Source organism: Microbacterium sp. F2 (genome assembly GCF_052274505.1).
Taxonomy (GTDB): Bacteria; Actinomycetota; Actinomycetes; order Actinomycetales; family Microbacteriaceae; genus Microbacterium.
In genome coordinates this window covers 177,151-201,220 of record NZ_JBNVBV010000001.1, presented here as the reverse complement: position 1 = coordinate 201,220, position 24,070 = coordinate 177,151, and the positions used below count along the sequence as shown (strand labels likewise).

Genomic DNA, 24,070 nt, shown 5'->3' with positions numbered 1-24,070 from the left:
GTCAGTCGATGACCGACACGTCCTTCCCGAAGGCGACATAGCCCGAGAAGTCGGCCCCGACGCGATCAAACGCGCTCGGGTACGGCGTCGGGTAGGCCCACGCCCCATCGGAGTGCGTGACTCCATCGGCGACGATGTCGTAGTACTGGCACACACCCTTCCACGGGCACGTGTACGGCGTCGGACTCTCGGCCAGCGCGCCGTCGGCGATGCTGCTCGGCGGGAAGTACCAGTTGCCCTCGATCGAGAGAAGATCATCGCGAGACGCCTCTGCGATGACAACGTTGTCGATGACAGCCTTCATGGTTCTCCGTTCGTCGGGGACCGCCGATTCGGCTCCGAATCACGCTACCGGAGGCCTGGGACACTGGGGCGGTTCTGGCCGAAGCGGAAATCCGGCGGTAATATCCGCGGCGCATCAGAGGCGCCCGCGGCTCGGTCAGATCAGACGTGCGCCGGGCACGGGTCCGTGCGCGTGGAGGGCCGTATACCCCGCGGCAGACAACGTCACCTGGAGTTCCAGGGCCGACTCGAGATCCTCGGCAAGGAATGCGGTGGTGGGGCCCGACCCCGACACGATCCCCGCGAGAGCTCCCGACCGCTCCCCCAGTTCGAGCACATCACTCAGCTCGGGCCGGAGCGACAGCGTCGCCTCCTGCAGATCGTTGTGCAGGTGAGCCGCAAGTTCCTCGGGATCGCCGGCGCGGAGAGCGTGCAGCACACCCGTTCCGACGGCCGGGTCTGCGTCATCGTCGCGAGCCCCGGAGATGCGGCCCAGCGGAATCGCGCCCGTCGACGGATGCCCGGCCGACGCGGTCCGCGCCCGAAGCCGGTCGAGCTCGCTGTACACCGCGGGGGTGGACAGTCCGCCATCGGCAAGAGCGATAACCCACTCGAAGCGACCCGTCGCGAGCGCAGGACTGAGCCGGTCCCCCCGGCCAACGCCCACGGCGGTTCCACCCATCAGGGCGAACGGGACGTCGGCGCCGAGCCTCGCAGCAAGCCGCTGCAGTTCGCCAGATCCCACGTCAGTGCCCCACAGTGCATCGCAGGCGACCAGCGCCGCAGCAGCATCTGCCGAACCACCACCCATTCCCCCGGCGACGGGGACGTGCTTGTCTATCGTGAGGTGAACGCCGCCGTCGTACCCGGTGTGTTGCGCGAGGATGCGTGCAGCCCGCAGCGCAAGGTTTCGGTCATCGAGCGGGACTGCTGAGACATCCACCGAGCCGGTGACCTCGAGCCGAAAGTCATCTGCCGCTACGGCCCACACCTCTTCGAACAGCGAGACCGCCTGGTAGGCCGAAGCGACGGCGTGGTAGCCGTCGTCGAGCAGCGGGCCGACCTCGAAGAACACGTTGAGCTTGCCCGGTGCCCTCACCCGGACGACGTCGGAGCGAAGCGGTGCCGTCACGATGCCGCAGAATCCGACCAGATCGGGCCGGACGGCGACAGGTCAATCCCGTCGGTGAGTGCGTCGATCTGCTCAAGCTCTTCGGTGTCGAATGCCGGCCCCGTAACCGCGGCGAGGTTCTCGTCGAGCTGGGACGGACGCGATGCTCCGATGAGCGCTGACGTGACCACCGGGTCACGAAGCACCCACTGGATGGCCATCTGCGCAAGGCTCTGGCCGCGCTGCCGAGCGATCTCGTTCAAACCGCCCAGGAGCGAACGGCCACGTTCGGACACTCGATCCGCCGGGACCGAGTTGCGGCTCTGCGCACGGTCGGCGGCCGCTTCGCTGAGGTACTTATCGGTAAGAAGGCCCTGCGCGAGGGGCGTGAACGCAATAGCGCCCAGTCCCTCCTGGCTCAGCACGCCTGTCAAACCGTCCTCGACCCAGCGATTGAGCATCGAGTACGACGGTTGGTGGATGACCAGCGGCGTCCCCAGGCTCCGAGCCACGGCCGCGGCGATCGCGGTCTGCTCGGCCGAGTACGACGAGATCCCGACGTAAAGGGCCTTGCCCTGACGCACGAGGGTATCGAGCGCTGCGATCGTCTCTTCGACGGGAGTGACCGGATCCATCCGGTGGGAGTAGAAGATGTCGACGTAATCGAGACCCATGCGAGCTAGCGACTGGTCGGCGCTCGCGAGGATGTACTTGCGCGAACCGTAGTCGCCGTACGGCCCCGGCCACATGTCGTAACCGGCCTTGGACGAGATGATCAATTCGTCACGGTAGCGCGCGAAGTCCTCGCGCATCATCCGTCCGAAGTTCGTCTCGGCTGATCCGTAGGGCGGCCCGTAGTTGTTGGCCAGATCGAAGTGCGTGATCCCGGAGTCGAAGGCGTGCCGTAGCAGCGCCCGCTGGTTGTCGAACGGGATGTTGTCACCGAAGTTCCACCACAGCCCGAGCGAAATCGGTGGGAGGTACAGACCCGACGTGCCCACCTGTCGGTAGTCGGTGGCGCAGTAGCGGTCCCCGGATGCCGAGTAGGGGCGGTGGATGTCGCTTCGGCTGCGCGAGAATCGCTGCTCTTCGGTCATGCTTCGAGGCTATCGCGCAGCCGCGGCGGTTGCTCTGGCGATGCGCAGGAACTCCGCAGCCGTCAACTCCTCGCCTCGCGCAGTCGGCGCCACCCCGGCGCGCTCGAGCACGACGGATGCCTCGAGTGCGCTTCCACCCAGAACGGCGGCGAGCGCCTGGCGCAGCATTTTGCGACGCTGCTGGAACGCCGCATCGATGATGCGGAAGGTCAGGATCCGCTCGCCCTCCGAGCCGAGTGGTTCCGCGCGTTCGAAACCGACAAGCACGCTGTCGACGTTCGGGACCGGCCAGAACACCTGCCGCGACACCGTGCCGGCCAGCCGCCACGAACCCCACCACGCTGCCTTGACGCTCGGCGCCCCGTACACCTTGGAGCCGGGGGCAGCGGCAAGCCGCTCCCCCACCTCAGCCTGGACCATCACCACGCCACGCTCGATCGTCCGGAAGTTCTCGAGGAAGTGCAGCAGCACGGGAACCGACACGTTGTAGGGCAGATTGGCTACGAGCACTGCCGGTTCACCGGGAAGCTCGGTGATCCGCAGCGCATCCTGATCGATGACCCGTAGCGCACCCTCGGCGACACCGTGCGCCGAGGCCGTGGCAGGAAGACGCTCGGCAAGCCGATGGTCGATCTCGACGGCGGTGACCTCCGCCCCGGTCTCGAGGATCGCGAGCGTCAGGGAGCCGAGACCGGGGCCGACCTCGACGACATGCTCGCTCGCGCGAACTCCCGCAAGATGAACGATCTTGCGGACCGTGTTGGCGTCGACGACGAAGTTCTGTCCGAGCTTCTTCGTCGGCGTGACGTCGAGATCGGCTGCCAGCGCCCGCACTTCCGCGGCGCCCAGGAGGGTGACGGGCATGGGTTCACTGTAGTTCGCCGCACACGCGGACGTCACGACGAGGGCCAAGCGAATCCGTCACGGCGCCGCGGCAGGGGTACGGTGAGTCGCGTGACATCCTCTTCAGACGCACTCCCCACGGGGACGTTCTCTCTCAACAGCACCTATGGCCGGCGGGCAATCGCCCTCTCCATCGCCGCTGCCGTCGGCGGATTCCTGTTCGGCTTCGATTCCTCGGTCGTCAATGGCGCGGTCGAGTCCATCCAGTCCGACTTCGCCCTCAACGACTTCGTGACCGGATTCATCGTCGCCATCGCCCTTCTTGGCTGCGCCGTCGGCGCGCTGACGGCGGGTAACCTCGCCGACCGTTGGGGGCGCCTACGGGTCATGTTCCTCGGTGCGGTGATGTTCTTCATCAGCGCGATCGGGACGGGCCTGGCCTTCTCGGTGTGGGATCTCGGCCTCTGGCGCGTCGTCGGGGGCATCGGCATCGGCATCGCGTCTGTCGTCGCGCCCGCCTACATCGCCGAGGTCGCGCCTCGACAGATCCGCGGTGGTCTCGCGTCGCTGCAGCAGCTGGCGATCACGATCGGTATCTTCGCGGCGTTGCTCTCCGACGCCATGCTGGAGGGCATCGCCGGCGGAGCCGACAGCGTCCTGTGGCTCGGACTTGACGCCTGGCGCTGGATGTTCCTCGTCGCGGTGATCCCCGCCGCCGTGTACGGCATCCTGTCCTTCACGGTGCCGGAGTCGCCGCGCTATCTGATCAGCAAGGGCCGCAACGACGAGGCCCGGGCGATCTTCGCACGCCTCGTACCTGCCGTCGATCTCGACAAGACGATGAACGACCTCATCGCGGCGATCGAGACCGACAAGAAGAACGCCGGAGTCTCGATCCGCGGAAAGGCTCTGGGGCTGCAACCGATCGTCTGGATCGGCATCATCCTGTCGGTGTTCCAGCAGTTCGTGGGCATCAACGTGATCTTCTACTACTCGACGAGCCTGTGGAACTCGGTCGGCATGACCAACGCGCCGCTGATCAGCGTGATCACGAGCGTGACGAACGTGCTCGTGACGTTGATCGCGATCTTCCTGGTCGACAGGGTGGGCAGAAAGCCGATCCTGCTCACCGGATCCGTCCTCATGACCGTGTCGCTGGGAACCATGGCGCTCGCGTTCACCTTCTCCGAGACCGTCAATGGCGTCGTAACCCTTCCGGGCGCGTGGGGTCCGCTCGCCCTCGTGGCTGCGAACCTCTTCGTCGTCGGCTTCGGCGCATCGTGGGGACCGCTCGTGTGGGTGCTGTTGGGCGAGATCTTCCCGAGCCGCATCCGCGGCAAGGCGCTCGGCGTCGCGGCCGGCGCTCAGTGGATCGCGAACTTCCTGATCACCATGACCTTCCCGGTGATGTCGAGCTGGTCGCTGCCAGTGACCTATGGCATGTATGCGACATTCGCCGCACTCTCGTTCTTCTTCGTGTGGCTGCGCATCCCCGAGACGAAGGGGATGGAGCTCGAGCAGACCGAGACCCTCTTCATCCGCCCGAAGTCAAAGTCCGCCGCCTGACGTCACCGAAGCAGCCACGTCTCGTCGAGGCAGCCCGCGATGCGGGATGGTTCGACGAGACGTGGCTGCTTCGCGGTGGTTGCGGGGCGGATGCGGCGGCGCGCGGCGGAGCGGATGCGGCGGAGCGGATGCGGCGGCTAGGGGCGAGCGGATGCGGCAGCCCGTGCCGCGGCGGGAAGCGCATCGACGATTCGGCCGAGAGCCGTGTCGTCGTGAGCGGCGGTGAGGAACCAGGCTTCGAACGCGGACGGTGGGAGCGAGACTCCCGCATCGAGCATCGCGTGGAAGAAGGCCCGGTACCGGAACGACTCCTGCTGTACGGCGGTCTCATAGTCGGACACGCCCGCCGAGACGGCCTCGCCCCAGAACACGCTGAAGAGGTTCCCGGCGTGCTGGATGACGTGCGCGACGCCCTCGCGACCGAGCGCGTCAGCGACCGCGGCGGACAGCTGGGCTGCAGCGCTGTCGAGCCGGGCGTAGACCTCGGCATCCGCGTGCCGCAGCGTCTCGAGGCCCGCAGCGACAGCCACGGGGTTTCCCGAGAGCGTACCGGCCTGGTAGACGGGGCCGAGCGGCGCGAGCATCTCCAGGACCTCGGCACGACCGGCGACGGCGGCGACCGGGAGTCCGCCACCGACGACCTTGCCGAAGGTGAACAGGTCGGGCGTGTACTTCTCGCCCGCCGCCTCCTGGAGGCCCCAGAACCCGGCGGGACCGACGCGGAAGCCCGTGAGCACCTCGTCGAGGATGAGCAGCGCGCCATGCTCGTGGCACGTGCGTGCCAGCAGCGCGTTGAATCCCGGCTTCGGCGGCACGACACCCATGTTCGCCGCCGCCGCCTCGGTGATGACGGCAGCGATGCGATCCGGATGCTGCGCGAAGACGGCCGCGAGCGCCTCGGGGTCGTTGTAAGGGATCACGATCGTTTGCGCCGCGATCGCCTCGGGGACTCCGGCAGAACCCGGCAGCGCAAGGGTCGCCAGGCCTGAGCCCGCCTGCGCGAGCAGTCCGTCGGAGTGGCCGTGGTAGTGGCCAGAGAACTTCACGACGAGGTCACGGCGGGTGTATCCGCGCGCCAGGCGCACCGCCGTCATGGTCGCCTCGGTGCCGGTGGACACGAGCCGTACCCGCTCGACCGCCGAGACCCGCCCGGCGATCTGCTCGGCGAGTTCGGTCTCGGCCGGCGTGCTGGCACCGAACGAGAGTCCGCGTGCCGCGGCAGCGGTGACGGCATCGATCACGGCGGGGTGGGCGTGCCCGAGGATTGCCGGCCCCCAACTGGCGACGAGATCGACGTACTCGCGGCCGTCGGCATCCGTCACGAACGGCCCGCGGGCCGAGACGAAGAAGCGGGGCGTGCCGCCGACCGAGCCGAAGGCGCGCACCGGTGAGTTGACGCCCCCGGGCATGGCGGTCTGAGCCCGGGCGAAGAGTTCGTCGTTGTGGGTCATCGCGCATCTCCAGCGTCGCGCCCGTCGCGCAGCAGTTGCCCGACCTCCAGCGCCCAGTACGTCAGGATCGCGTCGGCTCCGGATCGACGGATGCCGATCAGGGACTCGATGATCGCGCGATCGCGGTCGATGGCCCCGGCTGCCGCGGCGAGCTCGACCATCGCGTACTCCCCCGACACCTGGTACGCCCACACCGGGATCGGCGAGCGCTCGGCTACCGCCGCAAGAACGTCGAGGTAGGGTCCCGCGGGCTTGACCATGACGATGTCGGCGCCCTCCTCGATGTCGCGGGATGCTTCCAGGAGCCCCTCCCGACCGTTTGCCGGGTCGAGCTGGTAGGTCTTTCGGTCGCCGACGAGCGTGGACTCGACGGCGTCCCGGAACGGCCCGTAGAACGCCGAGGCGTACTTGGCCGAGTAGGCCAGGAGCACGACATCCGTTCGCCCCGCCGCGTCGAGGGCTTCGCGAACCGCGGCGACCTGGCCGTCCATCATGCCCGACAGGCCCAGGATCTCGGCTCCAGCGTCTGCCTGCGCGAGCGCCATCGCCACATACCGCTCGAGCGTCGCGTCGTTGTCGACCCGTCCGTGGGCATCGAGAACGCCGCAGTGGCCGTGATCGGTGAACTCGTCAAGGCACAGGTCGGCCTGCACGGTGAGCCGGCCCGCAGCTGCCGTCCGGGCGACGCGGATGGCCCGGTTGAGGATGCCGTCGGGGTCGGTGGCCCCGGAACCGACGGCATCCCGGGCAAGGGGCACACCGAACAGCATGATGCCGCCGAGGCCCGCGTCGGCTGCGGCATCCACGACCCGCGGCAGCGTCTCGAGGGTCTCTTGCCGAACGCCCGGCATCGTCGCAATGGGCTGAGGTTCGTCCCGCTCGGTCACGAACACCGGGAGCACGAGGGCGGATGCCGACAGCGCGTTCTCGGTGACCAAGCGCCGCATGGCGGGACTTTGTCGCAGGCGCCGCGGGCGGTGGGTCGGGTAGGTGGTCATGTTCGGGCCTCCAGGGATGTGCGCGGAAGGGCGGCGATCAGCGCCTCGACGCTCTGCTCGGGTGCGGTCAGCGACACGGTGAGGCCGCGACGCTCGGCATCCCGGGTCGTACCGGGGCCGAGCGAGGCAAGGAGCGTGTGCTCGGGGAGGGCGCCGACCTGATGGCTGAGCTCTCGAACGACGCTCGTCGAGGTCAGAAGAACGGTGTCGATCCGCCCCGATCGAAGATCGTCGACGATCCCCTCCGCGAGGTCGACACCGACGGTGCGGTAGGCGATGCAGACGTCTACCGCGTAGCCGCGAATCTCCAGTTCGTCGCTGACCACCGCCATGGCGAGGTCAGAGCGCAAGACAAGGCACCGCCCGACGCCCGCAGGATCATGGGCCGAGCACCACTGCTGGGTGAGACTGAGCGCCGAGGAACGTCCGGCGGGAATGAAGTCGACGTCGAACCCGGCATCCACGACGGCGCGGGCCGTCGCACGCCCGACCGCTGCGACTTTCGTTGCAGCAGGAATCTCGACACCCGCCGCCCGCAGGTGTTCGACCGCGGCGGCGCTGGTGATGAACACCCAGTCGTACTCGCCCGCGGCAAGCGCTGCGAAGGAGCGGCCCCGGGCCTCCACGTCACGCGGTGGTGTGGTCTCGATCAGCGGCGCAATCACAGCCACCGCGCCGCGGTCCGTGAGCAGGCGCGCGACGCGCTCCCCCCATGCTCCGCCGCGCGGCACAAGCACGGTGCGTCCATCGAGTGGTTCAGTCATCGAGCTCATCGACCCCGCGGTCTCGGAGCGTCCGCACGACCCGTTCAGCAAGCGCCGCCCGGCCCGCCGGCTCGGCAACGACGGCGATCGGCGCGGCATCCTCGACACGGATGCTGCGCGACCCATCACTCCGGTAGACCGTCGCGGCGACCTCGACGCTCTCGCCGCTCTGGACCGCGGAGATACCGACCGGGGCAGCGCACCCGGCTTCGAGCTCGGCGAGCACGGCACGCTCCACGAGCGCGGGGATCGCGGCGGCGGGATCGTTCAGTCCCCGGAGCGCACGCCCCAGCTCGGTCGTCGTGTCGGCGGTGCGGATCTCGACAGCCAGCGCCCCTTGTCCGGCCGAGGTCGGCCAGGACTGCAGGTCGAACAGCTCCGCGATCTCGGCGTCCCGGCCGATCCGGCGAAGGCCGGCTTCGGCGAGCACGATCGCGTCGTACTCGCCGTCCGCGACCTTGCGCAGGCGCGTGTCCACGTTGCCGCGAATGTCGGCGACCTCGAGATCGGGGCGGCGCTGCAGAACCTGTGCGGCCCGGCGTGGGGATCCGGTTCCCACGCACGCACCGGTGGGGAGTTCGGTGAGGGTCACGCCGCCGCGCGAGCACAGGGCGTCGCGCTGCCCCTCGCGCTCAGGAACCGCGATCAGCGTCAGGCCCGGGTACGCAGCGTTCGGCAGGTCCTTCAGGGAGTGCACGATCAGGTCACAGTCCCCCGCGAGCAACGCTTCGCGCAGGGCAGTCGCGAACACACCCGTGCCGCCCAGCGACGCGAGAGAACCGGTGGCGACATCGCCGTGGGTGGTCAGCGGCACGAGGTCGACCTCGAGCCCGGAGGACTCGGTCAGCATCCGGGCTACCGTTCCGGACTGCGTCATCGCCAGCGTGCTGGCGCGGGTTCCCAGCCGCAGGGTCACGGCGTCAACCCCGCAAGGGCCGGGCGGAAGCCGAGCCTGGCGTTCTCGCAGCATCCGGGCCGGCACACGTCGAACCACGGCCCGAGGGAGGTCACCCGGGGGCGCTGCGATGCCGGGGTCCCGTTCAGCCGCTCGGCGATGAGGTCGACGAGCCCAGCAACATACGCGGGCGCCGTTCCCGGGGTCGCGGTGCGCACGGCGACAAGACCGAGCTCGGTGGCAGTCTCGATGGCTTCCGTGTCGAGGTCCCACATGACTTCCATGTGGTCGCTGACGAACCCGAGAGGAACAATGATGACGCCGCGCCGCCCCTGGTCAGGCAGCTGCGCAATCGCATCGTTGACGTCGGGCTCAAGCCACGGCACCGACGGCGGGCCAGAGCGGCTCTGGTACACGAGCTGCCAGGGGCTCGTGGATCCGAGTTCACGCATGATCTGCGTGGCGACGGCGGCGTGCTGCGCGGCATAGGCACCACCCGGCCCGAAGTCCCGGTCGCGGGGCCCGGAGCGCTCGGCATCGGCGACGGGAATCGAGTGGGTGGAGAAGAGCACCTCGATCTCGTTCGGATTCTCGATGCCCCGCTCCCGCAGCTCTGCGAACCCTGCGCGGATGCCGGCAACGAAGGGTGCCACAAAGCCGGGGTGATCGAAGAACTGCGCGATCTTGTCGATCTCGAGCTGCGCGCCGAGACCCGTAGCCTCGAGCGCGTCGGCGAGGTCCTCACGGTACTGCCGGCATGACGAATAGGAGCTGTAGGCGCTCGTTGCCAGCGCCAGGACGCGGCGGTGTCCGTCGGCGTGCAGCTGCTGCACGGCGTCGGCGACATACGGCATCCAGTTGCGGTTTCCCCAATACACCGGCAGGTCGATGCCGCGTGCGCGAAGCTCGGCGTCGAGGGCAGCGACGAGATCGCGGTTCTGCTGGTTGATCGGCGAGACGCCGCCGAAGTGGCGGTAATGGTGCGCGACCTCTTCGAGGCGTTCGTCGGGGATGCCGCGACCTGCCGTGACGTTGCGCAGGAACGGGATGACGTCATCCTGCCCCTCCGGGCCACCGAACCCGAGCAGGAGCAGGGCGTCGTAGGCCACGGGCTCTTCCACGTGTGCGGGGCCGGATGCCGCCGCCGGCGTCGCACCGCACACCGCAGCGCCGGGCGCACAGTAGGCGCCCGTCGCTTGCGGGGGCTTGGGCCGAAACGTCGTGTCGCTCACGAGAGCACGTCCTCGAGTTCGCTGACCTCGACGCGCCTACCGGTGAAGAACGGGACCTCGTCGCGCACATGACGGCGGGCATCCGTGGCGCGAAGGTCTCGCATCATGTCGACCAGGCTCAGCAGGTTGTCGCTTTCCAGCGGAAGCAGCCACTCGTAGTCGCTGAGCGCGAAGGTCGAGACCGTGTTGGCCACGACATCACGGAAGGCACTCCCCTTGCGGCCGTGCTCGGCGAGCATCGCTGAGCGCTCGGCTTCGGGCAGCAGGTACCACTCGTAGCTGCGCACGAACGGATAGAGGCAGAGCCACTCCCGCGGTGCCTCTCCGCGCAGGTACCCGGGCACGTGGCGCTTGTTGAACTCGGCCTCGCGGTGAACGCCCATGGCACTCCACGTGATGCTCGCCTCGCGCAGCGCCGCGGTGCGGCGAAGCCGGCGCAGGGCCGCCTGCAAAGCCGCGGGGTCCTCACCGTGCAGCCACACCATGAGGTCGGCATCCGCGCGCATGCCGGTGACGTCATAGAGGCCGCGCAGGGTCACGCCTGCCGCGGGAAGCTCAGCGATCTCGCTCTCGAGGTCGCCGAACTCCGGCGCCACCCGCGGGACGGCGAGCACGGTGAACAGGGTGTAGCCCGCGGGCGTCGGCTCAGCCTCGGGGTTCGAGGCGGGGGTTACGGGATCGGTCACGATTCCTCCAGTCAGAAGCGGCGGTGCGGGTCAGGAAGCGGCGGATGCGAGCGGCGGTGCCGCGAGCGCGTGGATCAGTGTTGCGGCGACCTCGCGCGCATGCGGCACCACCGAGGCGAGCCCGGTGCCTGCGACGGCGGCGCCGGCGAGGTGCAGGCGGGGGTCAGCGGCGACAACAAGCGACGTGGACGATGATGAGGACGCGTCCCAGCGGCGCACGTGCAGCTCTCGCACGTCTTCCGCCGCAACCGAAACTCCCGTCACGACGCTGATCGCCGTGGCGACGGATGCCTCATCGAACCGTCCCGTGACACCATCGCGCGCCGAAAGCCGAACAACATGGTGGTGACGCTCGAGCTGCTCATCGAGCCACCCCCACTTCGCGTTGGCGTGCGTGAGCGCCTTCGCGTCGATGGGTGCGGCGTCGGCGATGAGCGCTCCCGTGCCGACCGGGTGAGCATCCAGGCCCAGAGAACGCACGAGCGCGATCGCCAGCTCGACCGGCGCTCCGGCACCATCGCTGTGCTCCCCGAGGAGCCGGAGCGCCTGGCCGCGGCCGGTGGCGATGACAACGGTTCGAGCGCGGATCGCGGTGCTCCCGGCATCCACGCTCAACGCCTCGTCGCGCGTGCGATCTCCCACGCCGCCGGCACCATGGATGCGATGAACCGGGGTATCGAGCATGATGGTCGCTCCGGCCGCGCGGGCGCGGGCCGCCAGTTCGACGGGCAGCCGCCACATGCCGCCGACGATCCCCGCGACAGCGCTGCCGGGGCGCGGCCCTGCGGCAAGGTCCGCGACGGCGTCCGTCAATGAGCCGGTCTGCACAAAGCGCTGCCAGAGCTGCGGGTGTACCACCGAGAGCGTGAGGTCGTGGGCAGAGCGCGAGTAGACGCCGCGGCAGACGGTGTCGACCACCGCGCTTGCCAGGTCATCGCCGAGTCGCGCGGCGACGATGTCGTAGAGCGAGGGCTCCTCGGCGGGCACGGGCAGCAGTCGCTCGGCGCGAGGCGGAACGAGCGCCAGGATGTCGGCAGCGCGCGGATCGGCGGGGATCCCCAGGACGCTCCGCCGCGGGAGCGGGGCGCGACGGATGCCGGAGTCGCCGCCGGCAACAAGCCAGGCCCCGGCGGGGTTCGGCGCCGTCACCGTGACGGGAAGGTGCCACCGGTCGATGAGATCTGCCACGCCGGTCGTTCGGGTCGCGAACGACTCGGCACCGGCATCCACGGTCAGACCAGCAGCGCCCACGCCAGCATCGCCGCCGATCATGACCGGCGCGAGCATCCCGCCGACGCGGTCGGATGCTTCCACGACGATGGTCCGGAGCCCAGCAGCGGCGGTCTCAGCGGCAACGACGAGGCCCGCCATCCCCGCGCCGACGATGCAGACATCGACGATCTCGTTTGCCTCAGCGGGCATCGTGCACCCTCACGACAAGATCCGTGAGCACGGCAGGATCGGTCTCGGGCGGAACCCCATGCCCGAGGTTGAAGACGTGAGCGCGCGCGGCCTTGCCTGCGGCGATGATCCGAGAGACCTCGGCGGCGCGGACCTCGGCGGGGGCGAAGAGCATCGCGGGATCGAGGTTGCCCTGCACCGTCACGTCTGTCCCGATCCGCATCAGCGCCTCGTCGAGATCGATCCGGTGGTCGATGCCCACGACGTCAAGGTCCAGGTTCGCGATGTCGCCGAGGAGGTCGGCGGTGCCGACGCCGAAGTGCGAGAGCGGAATCCGGGGCATCCCCGAGTCCACGGGCGGTTCGATCTGCCGTGCGTGAGCGAAGGCTCGAGCGGATGCCGGGAGCGCCGCCTGCCGGTACAGGCGCGGGGACAGCGAGCCGGCCCAGGAGTCGAACAACTGCGCGGCGCTGGCACCGGCTTCGATCTGGAGAGCGAGGAACCGCCCACTGATGTCGGCAAGCCACTGCGTGAGAGCGGCCCACCCGGCCGGGTCCTCGTGAATCAGGCGGCGCGCGGCGAGGTGGTCCTTGGAGGGCCCTCCCTCGACGAGGTAAGCCGCGAGCGTGAACGGTGCCCCCGCGAAACCGATGAGCGGGAGCGGCGTGCCGCGAGCGGCAGACTCGTCCGCGAGCATCTCGGTCGTGCGGCGCACGGCGTCGATGATCGGCCCGCCCCGCTCGGTCACAGCCGCCGGATCGATCGCCGTGACTCGCGCGATATCGGCAGCCGTACGGACCGGGTCGGCAAAGACGGGACCACGGCCGGCCACGATGCGCACGTCGATCCCGGCCAGCACCAGCGGCACGACGATGTCGCTGAAGAAGATTGCGGCGTCAACACCGTGACGACGCACCGGCTGCAGCGTGATCTCGCTCGCAAGAGCGGGGTCCAAACACGCATCGAGCATCGAACCGCTCTCACGCAGCGCGCGGTATTCGGGAAGCGAACGCCCGGCCTGCCGCATGAACCACACGGGGGTGATGGCTGGTCGGTGTCCGAGGAAGGCGCGGATGAGATGCGAGTCCTTCGTCGCGTGGGCAACGAGCGGATGCTGATCGGAGAGCTGCATAGTTAATCGATATACTAACCAGTCGACGCGAGGAGGAAGCGATGCTGGTCTGCTTATCGGCCAACCACCGGGCTACCCCGTTCGCCTCCCTGGAACGTCTGGCGGAAGTGGGCGACGACGTCCGCCGCGACATCCCCCGTGCCCACGAGTCGATCGGCGGCGCCGTGGTTCTGGCCACCTGCAACCGGTTCGAGGCCTACCTCGATATCGACCCCGACGAAGGCCACTCGGCCGAGTCAGCCGTCACTGCCGCGCTCGGCGAGCTGGCCGACGCCTCGGGAATCGACTACCGAGAGCTGCGCGAGACGCTCGATGTCACAGTGGGCAATCGTGTCGCGCATCATCTGTTCGCCGTCGCCTCGGGCCTGGATTCGGTCGTCGTCGGCGAAGACGAGATCGCAGGTCAGGTCACCCGGGCCTACGAAGACGCCCGCGGGGAGGGGATGACGACGCGCGCCCTCGAGCATCTCTTCGAGCGCGCGAAGGAGACATCGCGGACGGTCAAGAACTCGGCGCGGGTGGGTGAATCCGGCCGCTCCCTGGTTCGCCTCGCCCTCGAACTCGCCTCCTCGCGGATCACCGACTGGCCGAGCGCCCGCGTGCTCCTGATCGGAACCGGTCAGTATGCCGCGGCGGCGTTGGCGGCACTGCGCGTGCGCGGTGCGCGCGGCATCCGTGTTCATTCGGCATCCGGTCGCGGTCCGGAGTTCGCCCAGCGACACGGACTGATCCCGGTCGACCCGGACTCGTACCACGCCGAGATCGCGTCTGCCGATGTCATCGTGACCTGCACAACCCGGGTCGTGCTCGGCGGCGACGAACTGGATGCCGGTCGCGCCGCGGTGACGGCCGCTGCGGAGCGGCTCCTGGTGATCGACCTCGGCATGCCCCGGAACGTCTCGGCCGACGTGCAGGCACGTCACGGCGTCGAGGTGCTGGACCTCGAGACCATTCGCTTGCACGCACCGCTCGACGAATTCGCCTCGCTCGCCGACGCGAAGGCGATCGTCGCCGATGCAGCACTCCGCCACGCAGGAGCGGGGAGGGTCCACGATGTCGCGCCTGCCGTTCGGGCGGCCCGGGGGTGGGTACAGGAGCTCTTGGATGCCGAGATCGCTCGCCTCCCCGAGAACTCGTCCGAGAGTTCGCTGAAGACCGAACGGGCGCTCCGGCATTTTGCCGGCGTGATCATGCATCACGTCGTTGCGCGCGGTCATACACTGGCCTCCTCCGGGGAGGGCGAGCGCTGGTCAGCGGCGGTCGAAACAGTTTTCTCGGAGGCGCCGAATCCCGGCACGTGAGTGAGCATGACCCAGCATCCCGACCAGACACCGATCCCGTTGCCGCGCGCTCGGGTCACGGTGAAGGATGTCGCGGCGAAAGCCGGCGTGTCTACGGCGGCGGTCAGTCAGGCACTCAACGGCCGGGGCGCGCTCAGCACCGAGACGAGGCAGCGGATCCTCGATGCCGCATCCGGCCTCGGGTACTCCCCCGACCGGTACGCCGCAGCGCTCCGGCGCGGGAGGACACTCTCGATCGGGTACGTCGCGTCGCCGCCGCTTGACCCGGTGCGCGAGGCAGCTCAGGCGCAGTACGCGATGCGTCAGCTCAGCGCCCTCGTCGACGCTGCGGCCGCGCACCAGTTCACGGTCACGGTCATCCCCTCCACGCGCCCGGAGCTGCTGCGCAGCGCCCGGGTCGAGATCGTGTACGCACCCGATGCTCGCGAGAGTGATCCGCTGCTGGCGATCGCGGCAGCGCAGAGCATCCCGGTCATCACCAACGACCTGCCTCTTCCGCAAAATGCGGGGATGTGGATCCGCACGGGATACGAGGATGCCGCGACCGCAGCCCTGGACCTCCTCGCTGCCAGTGGCGCGACGAACATCGGGCTTCTCACCGGTGAACCAGGGCTCCCCCGCCTGGAGATCGGCGAGACCGTCTACGCGCAATGGTGTGCCGACCGCGGTCAGGCGCCGATCGTCGCACGGGTGGATGCCTCGAGCCTGGAGCTTGCCGGGAGCATCCGTGAACTCCTGCTGCACGGTGTTGACGGGCTGTTCTCGTTCGCCCCGGAGGGGCCGCGGCTGTTCCTTGACCTCACGGCTCTCGATGTCGTGCTGCCGCGCGATCTTCAGCTCGTCGCGCTGTGCCTGCATGACTGCGCTCTGAACCGCCGACTGAGCGTCACCCACGTGTGCGTGCACCCCGAGCAGGCGCCAGAACTCCTCTTTCCCGAGCTGGTCGCAGCGCTGGAATCCGCAAGCACCCCAACGTCGCCAGTGGTTTTGCCGTGGGAACTGGTGGGCGGATCGACAACCCGCTCGGCGCCGACATCGGTTCGTCGCGGCACCACCTCCGAGGGCTTTACCGCTCAGGCGAACGTGCCGTAGACCTCGATCGTGTTCGCGGCTACCCGAGCTGCGAACACGTCGATGGGAACGCCGAGCTCGGCGGCCATGAACCGCAACGTGATGGGCACGAGGTACGGTGCGTTCGGACGCCCACGGTGCGGAACCGGGGTGAGGAAAGGCGCATCGGTCTCGACGAGAATCCGCTCGAGCGGTGTCACCGCGAGGGCATCGCGCAGATTCTGCGCGTTCTTGAACGTGATGTTGCCGGCGAAGGACAGGTAGTAGCCACGCTCGGCGGCAACGCGCGCCATCGCGGCATCCCCCGAGAAGCAGTGGAACACGGTCTTGTCTGGGGCTCCCACGCTCTCGAGCACGCGAAGAACCTCGTCGTGCGCGTCCCGGTCGTGGATCTGCATCGCGATCCCGTGCTTCTTGGCAAGCCCGATGTGGGCTTCGAACGACCGGTACTGGGCCGGCTGACCCTCGGCATCCGTGCGGAAGAAGTCGAGTCCGGTCTCGCCGATCGCCCGCACCCGCGGGTGGGCAGCAAGCTCGTCCATCACCGCGATAGCGGCCTCGAGTTCGCCCGCCGCCTCGTAGGTCGGGGCCTCGTTCGGGTGGATCGCGACCGCCGCGAGAACCCGCGGATGCTGCTCGGCAGCCCACACCGCCCATCGCGAAGACTCGACGTCGCCGGATGCCTGAACGACCCCCGCGATCCCGGCTGAGGCCGCCCGGGCAAGTTGCTCGTCCAGGCTCAGCGGGTCTTCACCGTCCATGATCTCGAGATGACAGTGATTGTCGTACACCGGCACCACGAGCGGCGCGGGCAGCTCAGGATAGGTGAGGTCCCGCCGGCCCGACGCCGACCGCTCCCGCACGTAAGCGCTCGGGTCGCTCACGCCGGCTGCTCGACGCGCGGGAACAGCGGCGCCAGGCCATTGACCGAGGTGCCGGGCCGCAGCTGCCCCCAGGTGCCCGCCTCGCGCAGCGGCTGGTCCTGCAGGCGGCCGATGGTCTCGGCAGCACCGAGGGCGATCCAGAGTCTCTCGGTCGCGATCGGCATCACCGGTGAAAGCAGCTGTGCGAGAGCGCGCAACCCCTCGGCCGCGGTGTAGAGCACGGTCTCCAGGCGCGGTCGAAGCACGTCATCCTTCGCGAGCGCCCACGGCTCGTTCTCGGTGATGTATCCGTTGAGCTCGTCGACGATCGTCCAGATCGCCGCGATCGCCTCGTCGATGCGGAACCGCTCGATCGCGGCATCCGCGTTCGAGGCAGCGTCCGCGACAACGCGCTGGATCGCGAGGTCGGCATCTGTGTACTGCGCGGGCGGCGGCACGACTGCCTCGAAGTACCGCTCGATCATCGCGACCGTGCGCGAGGCGAGGTTTCCGAATCCGTTCGCAAGCTCCGCCTGGTAGCGGGCAGAGAGGTCCTCCCACGAGAACGAGCCGTCCTGGCCGAACGCGATAGCCGAGAGGAAGTAGAAGCGGTAGGCGTCAGTGCCGAAGACGTCGGTGATCTCGGTCGGCGCGATGCCGGTGAGCTTGGATTTCGACATCTTCTCGCCGCCCACGAGCAGCCACCCGTGCGCGAAAACGCCGCGCGGCACCTCGACGCCGGCAGCCATGAGCATCGCGGGCCAGATGACGGCGTGGAAGCGCAGGATGTCTTTGCCCACCACGTGATAGGCCGGCCAGCGGCGCGCGAACTGCTCGGGATCGGATCCGTAGCCCACAGCCGTGGCGTAGTTCAGGAGCGCATCGACCCACACGTAGATGACGTGTGACGGATCCCACGGGACCTTGATGCCCCAGTCGAATGTCGATCGAGAGATCGAGAGATCCTTCAGGCCGCTGCGGACGAAGGATGCCACCTCGTTGCGGGCAGACTCGGGCCTGACGAAATCGGGAACAGTCTTATAGAGGTCGAGCAAGCGGTCCTGGAACTCGCTCAGCTTGAAGAAGTAGTTCTTCTCCTGCAGCAGCTCCAGCGGCTTGGAGTGGATCGCGCAGACCTTGAGGCCCTCGAACGCCCCGGTGCCGTCCATGATCTCGGCCTCGGTCTTGAACTCCTCACAGCCCACGCAGTAGAGCGCTTCGAACTCGCCGGCGTAGATGTAGCCGTTGTCGTAGATCGCCTGAACGAACTGCGTCACGCGTTCTTCGTGGCGCGCCTGCGTCGTGCGGATGAAGTCGTCGTTGGCGACATCGAGCGTCTTCAGCAGCGGGAACCACGATTCGCCCACGAGGCGATCGACCCACTCCTGCGGGGTCGCACCGTTGGCGGCGGCAGCCCGCAGCATCTTCTGGCCGTGCTCGTCGGTCCCGGTCAGCATCCACGTGTCATCGCCGGACTGTCGGTGCCAACGCGCGAGGGTATCCACGGCGACCGTCGTGTACCCGTGCCCGATGTGCGGGACATCGCTCGGGTAGTAGATCGGCGTCGTGATGTAGAAGGAACTGCCGGAACTCACCCGAGAAGTCTAGTTCGGGCCGATGCCGCCCCGCGGGTCTATGACAGCGACGCGTTGTAGAGCTCACGCGACGAGTGGCCGGATGCCGCGGCGACCTCCGCGCAGGCATCCTTCAGGCGCTTTCCCTGCGCGAGGAGATCTGAAACGTAGGCCACCGCGTCGTCGAACGACATCGCGGGGCCGGCGGCGCCACCGACGACGATGACGATCTCACCCCTGATCCCCTCTGCTGCCCACGCCGCGAGATCCTCGAGGGGACCGCGACGCACCTCCTCATGGAGCTTGGTGAGCTCACGGCACACGACAGCGGGACGGTCGACGCCGAAGATGTGAGCCATGTCAGAAAGGGTCTGCGCGCACCGCGCCGGCGACTCGAAGAAGACCATCGTGCGCGGCTCTGCGCGCAGGGCCGACAGCGCGCTGCGGCGCTCCCCCGACTTACGCGGCACGAACCCCTCGAACGTGAATCGATCCGTCGGAAGACCCGAGACCGCCAGCGCCGCCAGTACCGCGCTCGGCCCCGGCAGAACACTCACCGCGACCCCGGCCGCGGCTGCCGTGGCAACGACCCCGAATCCCGGGTCACTGATGGTCGGCATCCCAGCGTCCGAGAGCAGGAGCACGTCGGTGTCTCGTGCGATCTCGACGAGCTCAGCCGCGCGCGCCTTCTCGTTGTGATCGTGGAGGGCGATCAGCCGCGGCCGGTTCTGGATGCCGAGAGCTGCAAGCAGCCGTTGTGTCGTGCGGGTGTCTTCGGAGGCGACCACCTGAGCGGCTTCCAGCGCCTCAACAAGGCGCCGAGACGCGTCGCCGAGATTACCGATGGGCGTGGCGGCGAGGATGATCACGGCCCCAGCCTAGGGCTGACGCCTCAGGCTGGGGCCGTGCCCACTCGACTGACTCAGCTGTTGCCCGAGCGCCGCTTGTTGTAGACGTCGAAGGCGACCGCGAGCAGCAGCACGAGGCCCTTCACTGCCTGCTGCCACTCGATACCGATGCCCATGATCGACATACCGTTGTTGAGCACACCGATGATGAGGCCACCGATGATGGCACCGCCGATCGTGCCCACGCCACCCTGGACTGCCGCGCCACCGATGAAGGCTGCCGAGATCGCCTCGAGCTCGAACCCGTCACCGGCCTTGGGGCCGGCGAGGTTCAGACGCGCGGTGAAGATGAGTCCCGCGAGCGCGGCGAGGAAGCCCATGTTGACGAACAGCAGGAAGTCGACGCGGCGGGTCTTGATGCCCGACAGCTCCGCGGCGTGACGGTTGCCGCCGATCGCGTAGATGTGGCGGCCGAAGACCGACCGGTTCATGATCGTGCCGTAGAAGAGGACGAGCACCGCCAGGATGATCAGAGTCACCGGGATGCCCTTGTACATCGCGAGCGAGAACATGAAGAACACGATCGCGGCCGACACCAGCAGCAGCTTGACGATGAACCAGACGATCGGGTCGACCTCCTGGCCGTACTTGACCCGGGCGGCCCGCGAGCGCACCTGGTTCAGCACCAGCAACACGATCGCAGCGGCGCCGACCAGCAGCGTGAAGATGTCGGGGGTACCTTCACCGAACACACCGGTGAGGAATCCGTTGCCGAGCGCGCGATACTCCTCGGGGAACGACCCGATGTTCGCGTTGCCGAGGACCACGAGCGCGAGCCCGCGGAAGATGAGCATGCCCGCGAGGGTCACGATGAAGGCCGGGATGCCGACGAACGCCACCCAGAATCCCTGCCAGGCTCCCACGACGGCACCGATCAGCAGCGACAATACGATCGCAAGCCACCACGGGAGCCCCCACTGCACGGCGAACACGCCCGAGAGGGCACCGATGAAGGCAGCCACCGACCCGACCGACAGGTCGATGTGACCGGCGATGATGACCATCACCATGCCGATCGCGAGGACCAGGATGTAGCCGTTCTGGACGATCAGGTTCGAGATGTTCTGCGGGCGCAGCAGGATGCCGTCGGTCGTGATGGTGAAGAACACCACCACCGCGATGAGGGCGATGAAGATACCGTTCTTGCCGAGGTCGCCGAGGATGTTGCTGAACCATCGGGTGAACTTGTTGTCGGGCGGGTTGACGAGCGCTCCGGCTGCCGTGGATTCGGTGTTCGGGATGTCGTTGGACATGGTGTCTGTTCTCCTGCGCGGCCCGTCAGCGGGCCTTTTCCATGGTCATGAGCTTGAGGACCGATTCGGGTGTCGCTTCTTCGACGGGCAGTTCGCCGGTGATGCGGCCCTCCGAGATCGCGTAGACGCGGTCGGAGATGCCGAGCAGTTCCGGCAGTTCGGACGAGATGACGATGATGCCCTTACCGGCAGCGGCGAGCTTGTTGATGATCGTGTAGATCTCGTACTTCGCTCCGACGTCGATACCGCGCGTGGGCTCGTCGAGAATCAGCACCTCGGGGTCGGAGTAGATCCATTTCGACAGGACGACCTTCTGCTGGTTGCCGCCCGAGAGCTTCCCCGTCTTGACCAGCACGTTGGGTGCCTTGATGTTGAGGTCTCGGCGGTACTCGTTGGCCACCGCGTATTCCTTGTTGTCGTTGACCAGGCCCAGACGCTCGAGCTTGCCCAGCGACGCCATCGAGATATTGCGCTTGATGTCCTCGATGAGGTTGAGCCCGTAGGTCTTGCGATCTTCGGTGGCATACGCCAGTCCGTTCTCGATCGCCTCAGCAACGGTGCGGGTCTTGATCTCGCGCCCGCGCATGTACACCTTGCCGGAGATCTTGCTGCCGTAGCTGTGTCCGAACAGGCTCATGGCGAACTCGGTGCGCCCGGCGCCCATGAGTCCCGCGATCCCGACGATCTCGCCGGCACGGACGTTGAGGGACACGTTGTCCACGACAACACGCGACGGGTCTTGCGGGTGGTAGGCGGTCCAGTCTTCGACGCGCAGAAGTTCCTCGCCGATCTGCGGATCGTGGTCGGGATACCGATGCTCCAGGTCGCGGCCGACCATGTCCTTGATGATGCGGTCTTCGGTGACATCGTCGCGAGCGATCGTCTCGATCGTCTTTCCATCACGGATGACGGTCACGGTGTCGGAGATCTTCTTGATCTCGTTGAGCTTGTGGCTGATGATGATCGACGTGATCCCCTGCTCTTTGAGCTGGAGGATCAGGCCGAGCAGGTGATCGGAGTCCTCGTCGTTGAGAGCCGCTGTCGGCTCGTCGAGGATCAGCAGTTTGACCTCCTTCGAGAGCGCCTTGGCGATCTCGACGAGCTGCTGCTTCCCGACCCCGATCTGCTTGATGGGAGTCGTCGGGTTATCCCGCAGGCCCACCCGAGCAAGCAGCTCCGCGGCCTGGAAGTTCGTGCGGTTCCAGTCGATCAGACCGAGGGCGCCGCGTTGCTCGTTGTTGAGGAAGATGTTCTCGGCGATCGAGAGGTGGGGACTCAGCGCCAGTTCCTGATGGATGATGACGATGCCCTTGGCCTCGCTGTCGCTGAGGCTGCGGAAGGCTACCTCTTCACCCTCGAAGACGATGGTGCCGTCGTACGAGCCGTGCGGATAGACGCCGGAGAGCACCTTCATGAGCGTCGACTTGCCGGCGCCGTTCTCACCGCAGATCGCGTGGATCTCACCGCGCTCCACCTCGAGCGTGACGCCTGAGAGCGCCTTGACACCCGGGAAGGTCTTGGTGATGCTGCGCATCTCGAGGATGTTGTCCGCCATCGTGACTCCTTGTCAGCATTCGGCCTCGTGTCGGGCGGCGCAGCGCGCCGCCCGACACGATCTTCGATCTTCTTAGCCGTTGATCTCGGCTTCGGTCCAGTACCCGGTGTCCACGAGCACCTCGGTGATGTTGTCCTTGACGACGATCGCCGACTCCAGGAGGTACGACGGGACGACCTTCACGCCGTTGTCGTAGTCCGTGGTGTTGTTGACGTCGGGCGTCTCACCGTTGAGCAGAGCCACCGCCATGTCGACAGCGACCTGCGCGAGCAGGCGGGTGTCCTTGAAGATGGTCGAGTACTGCTCACCGCGGTTGATCGCCTTGACCGAGTCGAGCTCGGCATCCTGGCCCGAGATGATCGGCCAGCCGTCGCCGACGGTGTAGCCGGCGTCGGTGAGGGCCGAGATGATGCCGCGCGAGATGCCGTCATAGGGCGAGAGCACCGCGTTGACCTTCGAGCCGTCCGAGTAGAACGCCGTCAGGATGTCTTCCATGCGGCTCTGCGCAGTCTCGCCGTCCCAGCGGAGCGTCGCAGCCTGCTCGATCTCGGTCTGACCCGACTTCACGACGAGGGTGCCGTCGTCGAAGTAGGGCTGCAGGGTGTCGATCGCGCCGTTCCAGAAGAAGAACGCGTTGTTGTCATCGAGCGAACCGGCGAACAGCTCGATGTTGAACGGGCCGGTCGGCGCGCCGTCGATCGGGGTGCCGTCCAGTTCGGTGAGTCCCAGGCCGTTGAGGATCGAGGTGGCCTGCTGCACGCCGACCTGATAGTTGTCGAACGACGCGTAGTAGTCGACGTTCTCGGTGTCGCGGATGAGGCGGTCATAGGCGATGACGGGGATGCCGGCATCCGCAGCCTCCTGCAGAACGCTCGTGAGCGTCGTGCCGTCGATCGAGGCGATGATCAGGGCCTCAGCACCCTTGGTGATCATGTTCTCGATCTGCGAGACCTGGGTGGGGATGTCGTCCTCGGCGTACTGGAGGTCGACGGTGAATCCCTGATTCTCGAGCTCAGCCTTGACGGCATCGCCGTCCTGGATCCAGCGCTCGGAGCTCTTGGTGGGCATTGCGACGCCGACGAGGCCGCCGTCTCCGCCACCATCGGTTGACCCGCCGCCACCGGAGCCGGAGCATCCGGACAGCAGCAGGGCGCCGGCGGCGAGGGTTGCCGCGCCGGCGAGCAGAATCTTCGTGCTCTTCACAGTGATTTCCTTTCTAAGGACATCGTTGTCTTGGTGAGTGTGTTCAGTTGTGGGTGTTCAGTTGTGGGTGAGACCCGACCCGTGCACCGCGGCGTCCGGGGTCGAGGTGGCATGACGGCGAGCACGCTCGTGCAGTGCTGCGGCGACGGTGTCATCGAGCGCCAGGTCGTCGAGCGGGCCGGTCTGGGAGACCAGGAGCGCGTGGCGCGCTGCGACTTCGAGAGCTGACGCGATCCGCATCGCCTCGCGCAGATCAGCGCCGACCGCGAAGACGCCGACAGCGCGAACGAGAGCAACGGGGCGCTCGGATCCGAGTGCCCGCGCTACCGCGTCAGCCAGTGCTTCGGGATCGGCGAGATCGGCGACCGTGACCGGAACCGGACCACCGAACTCTTCGGCGGCAGCGGCGGTCAGGCACGGCAACGAGTCGGCACGCGCCGCCCACGCCATCGCATACGGCGAATCGGTGTGAACGATCGCCACCGCGCCAGGGAGATCACGGTAGATGCGGGAGTGGACCGCAGCATCCGCGGACGGAAGGCGCTCGCTACCGAGAACTTCGGGGAGAGCGACTCCGTCGAGATCGCACAGAACCATGCGCTCGGGCGAGATCTTGTCGAGAAACGCCCCTGCCGGAGCGATCACGAACAGGTCAGCTGCGGTGATGCGTGCCGACACGTTGCCGCGGGGGCAGGCGACCAATCCGCGCTGCTCGAGCTCAGCCTGCCGATGAGCGACATCGGCGCGGGTCCGCGCGATAGCCACTTCGGCTTTGACACCGGCGGCGTATCCCTCGGTCGTGCCCGCAACATCCTTGGGCGGCATGGCTGAACTCCTTCGTTCCGATCAGTAGCGATCGGTGTGACAGTCAATGTGACCGGTCA

At 67.7% G+C, this 24,070-nt stretch carries 22 protein-coding genes; 3 read left to right on the top strand and 19 right to left on the bottom strand.

Going from position 1 to position 24,070, the window contains the following annotated elements:
• Position 1 precedes the first annotated feature (1 nt).
• The 4 genes from ACQVDU_RS00940 to rsmA all read right to left on the bottom strand — a co-directional run bounded on the left by ACQVDU_RS00940 (position 2) and on the right by rsmA (position 3,354).
• Positions 2–304, bottom strand: a complete 303-nt coding sequence (locus ACQVDU_RS00940) for a DUF427 domain-containing protein (RefSeq protein ID WP_300594675.1) — start codon at positions 302–304, stop codon at positions 2–4.
• Positions 305–439: 135 nt separating this feature from the next.
• Positions 440–1,417 carry a 4-(cytidine 5'-diphospho)-2-C-methyl-D-erythritol kinase gene (locus ACQVDU_RS00935; RefSeq protein WP_443476381.1) on the bottom strand — a complete coding sequence of 326 codons (978 nt, stop codon included), beginning with the start codon at positions 1,415–1,417 and terminating at the stop codon, positions 440–442.
• The gene (locus ACQVDU_RS00930; RefSeq protein ID WP_300594681.1) at positions 1,411–2,490 is read right to left on the bottom strand and encodes an aldo/keto reductase; all 1,080 of its coding nucleotides are present in this window, start codon (positions 2,488–2,490) and stop codon (positions 1,411–1,413) included. The genes ACQVDU_RS00935 and ACQVDU_RS00930 overlap by 7 nt, the downstream gene beginning before the upstream one ends.
• A gap of 9 nt (positions 2,491–2,499) precedes the next feature.
• Entirely contained in the window at positions 2,500–3,354 is an 855-nt protein-coding gene (gene rsmA / locus ACQVDU_RS00925) for a 16S rRNA (adenine(1518)-N(6)/adenine(1519)-N(6))-dimethyltransferase RsmA (RefSeq protein WP_300594685.1), read from the bottom strand.
• 81 nt (positions 3,355–3,435) lie between these two features.
• Here rsmA and ACQVDU_RS00920 point away from each other — a divergent pair, with 81 nt between their 5' ends.
• Positions 3,436–4,899 (top strand): sugar porter family MFS transporter, encoded by a 1,464-nt coding sequence (locus ACQVDU_RS00920; RefSeq protein ID WP_443476065.1) that lies wholly within the window; start codon positions 3,436–3,438, stop codon positions 4,897–4,899.
• 137 nt (positions 4,900–5,036) lie between these two features.
• On the opposite strand, the gene hemL is transcribed toward ACQVDU_RS00920, so the two are convergent.
• From hemL to hemE, 8 genes are read right to left on the bottom strand one after another with little or no spacing between them, the layout of a single operon-like run.
• A complete protein-coding gene (hemL, locus tag ACQVDU_RS00915) occupies positions 5,037–6,350 on the bottom strand; it encodes a glutamate-1-semialdehyde 2,1-aminomutase (RefSeq protein ID WP_443476064.1) in 1,314 nt (437 codons plus the stop codon).
• A complete protein-coding gene (gene hemB / locus ACQVDU_RS00910; protein WP_300594690.1) occupies positions 6,347–7,348 on the bottom strand; it encodes a porphobilinogen synthase in 1,002 nt (333 codons plus the stop codon). Before hemB ends, hemL begins: the two co-directional genes overlap by 4 nt.
• Positions 7,345–8,112 (bottom strand): uroporphyrinogen-III synthase, encoded by a 768-nt coding sequence (locus tag ACQVDU_RS00905; RefSeq protein WP_443476063.1) that lies wholly within the window; start codon positions 8,110–8,112, stop codon positions 7,345–7,347. Before ACQVDU_RS00905 ends, hemB begins: the two co-directional genes overlap by 4 nt.
• Positions 8,105–9,028, bottom strand: a complete 924-nt coding sequence (gene hemC, locus ACQVDU_RS00900) for a hydroxymethylbilane synthase (protein WP_443476062.1) — start codon at positions 9,026–9,028, stop codon at positions 8,105–8,107. Before hemC ends, ACQVDU_RS00905 begins: the two co-directional genes overlap by 8 nt.
• Positions 9,025–10,239, bottom strand: a complete 1,215-nt coding sequence (locus ACQVDU_RS00895; RefSeq protein ID WP_443476061.1) for a ferrochelatase — start codon at positions 10,237–10,239, stop codon at positions 9,025–9,027. The genes hemC and ACQVDU_RS00895 overlap by 4 nt, the downstream gene beginning before the upstream one ends.
• Positions 10,236–10,925 carry a hydrogen peroxide-dependent heme synthase gene (gene hemQ, locus ACQVDU_RS00890; RefSeq protein WP_443476060.1) on the bottom strand — a complete coding sequence of 230 codons (690 nt, stop codon included), beginning with the start codon at positions 10,923–10,925 and terminating at the stop codon, positions 10,236–10,238. Before hemQ ends, ACQVDU_RS00895 begins: the two co-directional genes overlap by 4 nt.
• 30 nt (positions 10,926–10,955) lie before the next feature.
• Entirely contained in the window at positions 10,956–12,347 is a 1,392-nt protein-coding gene (locus ACQVDU_RS00885; protein WP_443476059.1) for a protoporphyrinogen/coproporphyrinogen oxidase, read from the bottom strand.
• Positions 12,337–13,458 carry a uroporphyrinogen decarboxylase gene (hemE, locus tag ACQVDU_RS00880; protein WP_443476058.1) on the bottom strand — a complete coding sequence of 374 codons (1,122 nt, stop codon included), beginning with the start codon at positions 13,456–13,458 and terminating at the stop codon, positions 12,337–12,339. The genes ACQVDU_RS00885 and hemE overlap by 11 nt, the downstream gene beginning before the upstream one ends.
• Positions 13,459–13,499: 41 nt before the next feature.
• Between hemE and ACQVDU_RS00875 the strand changes: the two genes are divergently transcribed.
• Positions 13,500–14,759, top strand: coding sequence for a glutamyl-tRNA reductase (locus ACQVDU_RS00875; protein WP_443476057.1), 1,260 nt, complete (start codon positions 13,500–13,502; stop codon positions 14,757–14,759).
• Positions 14,760–14,765: 6 nt separating this feature from the next.
• Positions 14,766–15,851: a LacI family DNA-binding transcriptional regulator gene (locus tag ACQVDU_RS00870; protein ID WP_443476056.1), complete on the top strand. Its 1,086-nt coding sequence runs from the start codon at positions 14,766–14,768 to the stop codon at positions 15,849–15,851.
• On the opposite strand, the gene ACQVDU_RS00865 is transcribed toward ACQVDU_RS00870, so the two are convergent.
• From ACQVDU_RS00865 to ACQVDU_RS00835, 7 genes are all read right to left on the bottom strand, one after another.
• The gene (locus ACQVDU_RS00865; RefSeq protein ID WP_443476055.1) at positions 15,833–16,714 is read right to left on the bottom strand and encodes a TatD family hydrolase; all 882 of its coding nucleotides are present in this window, start codon (positions 16,712–16,714) and stop codon (positions 15,833–15,835) included. The genes ACQVDU_RS00870 and ACQVDU_RS00865 overlap by 19 nt on opposite strands.
• The gene (gene metG / locus ACQVDU_RS00860; RefSeq protein ID WP_443476054.1) at positions 16,711–18,288 is read right to left on the bottom strand and encodes a methionine--tRNA ligase; all 1,578 of its coding nucleotides are present in this window, start codon (positions 18,286–18,288) and stop codon (positions 16,711–16,713) included. The genes ACQVDU_RS00865 and metG overlap by 4 nt, the downstream gene beginning before the upstream one ends.
• Before the next feature lie 38 nt (positions 18,289–18,326).
• Positions 18,327–19,136: a 16S rRNA (cytidine(1402)-2'-O)-methyltransferase gene (gene rsmI / locus ACQVDU_RS00855; protein WP_443476053.1), complete on the bottom strand. Its 810-nt coding sequence runs from the start codon at positions 19,134–19,136 to the stop codon at positions 18,327–18,329.
• A 53-nt stretch (positions 19,137–19,189) separates the two neighbouring features.
• Complete coding sequence (mmsB, locus tag ACQVDU_RS00850; protein WP_292708944.1) at positions 19,190–20,428, bottom strand: multiple monosaccharide ABC transporter permease; 1,239 nt, start codon at positions 20,426–20,428, stop codon at positions 19,190–19,192.
• A 25-nt stretch (positions 20,429–20,453) separates the two neighbouring features.
• A complete protein-coding gene (gene mmsA / locus ACQVDU_RS00845; RefSeq protein WP_292708946.1) occupies positions 20,454–21,983 on the bottom strand; it encodes a multiple monosaccharide ABC transporter ATP-binding protein in 1,530 nt (509 codons plus the stop codon).
• Between the two features lie 72 nt (positions 21,984–22,055).
• Entirely contained in the window at positions 22,056–23,186 is a 1,131-nt protein-coding gene (chvE, locus tag ACQVDU_RS00840; RefSeq protein WP_443476052.1) for a multiple monosaccharide ABC transporter substrate-binding protein, read from the bottom strand.
• A gap of 57 nt (positions 23,187–23,243) precedes the next feature.
• On the bottom strand, positions 23,244–24,011 hold the full coding sequence (locus ACQVDU_RS00835) for a class II aldolase/adducin family protein (protein ID WP_300593537.1): 768 nt from the start codon (positions 24,009–24,011) through the stop codon (positions 23,244–23,246).
• Between the last annotated feature and the right edge of the window lie 59 nt (positions 24,012–24,070).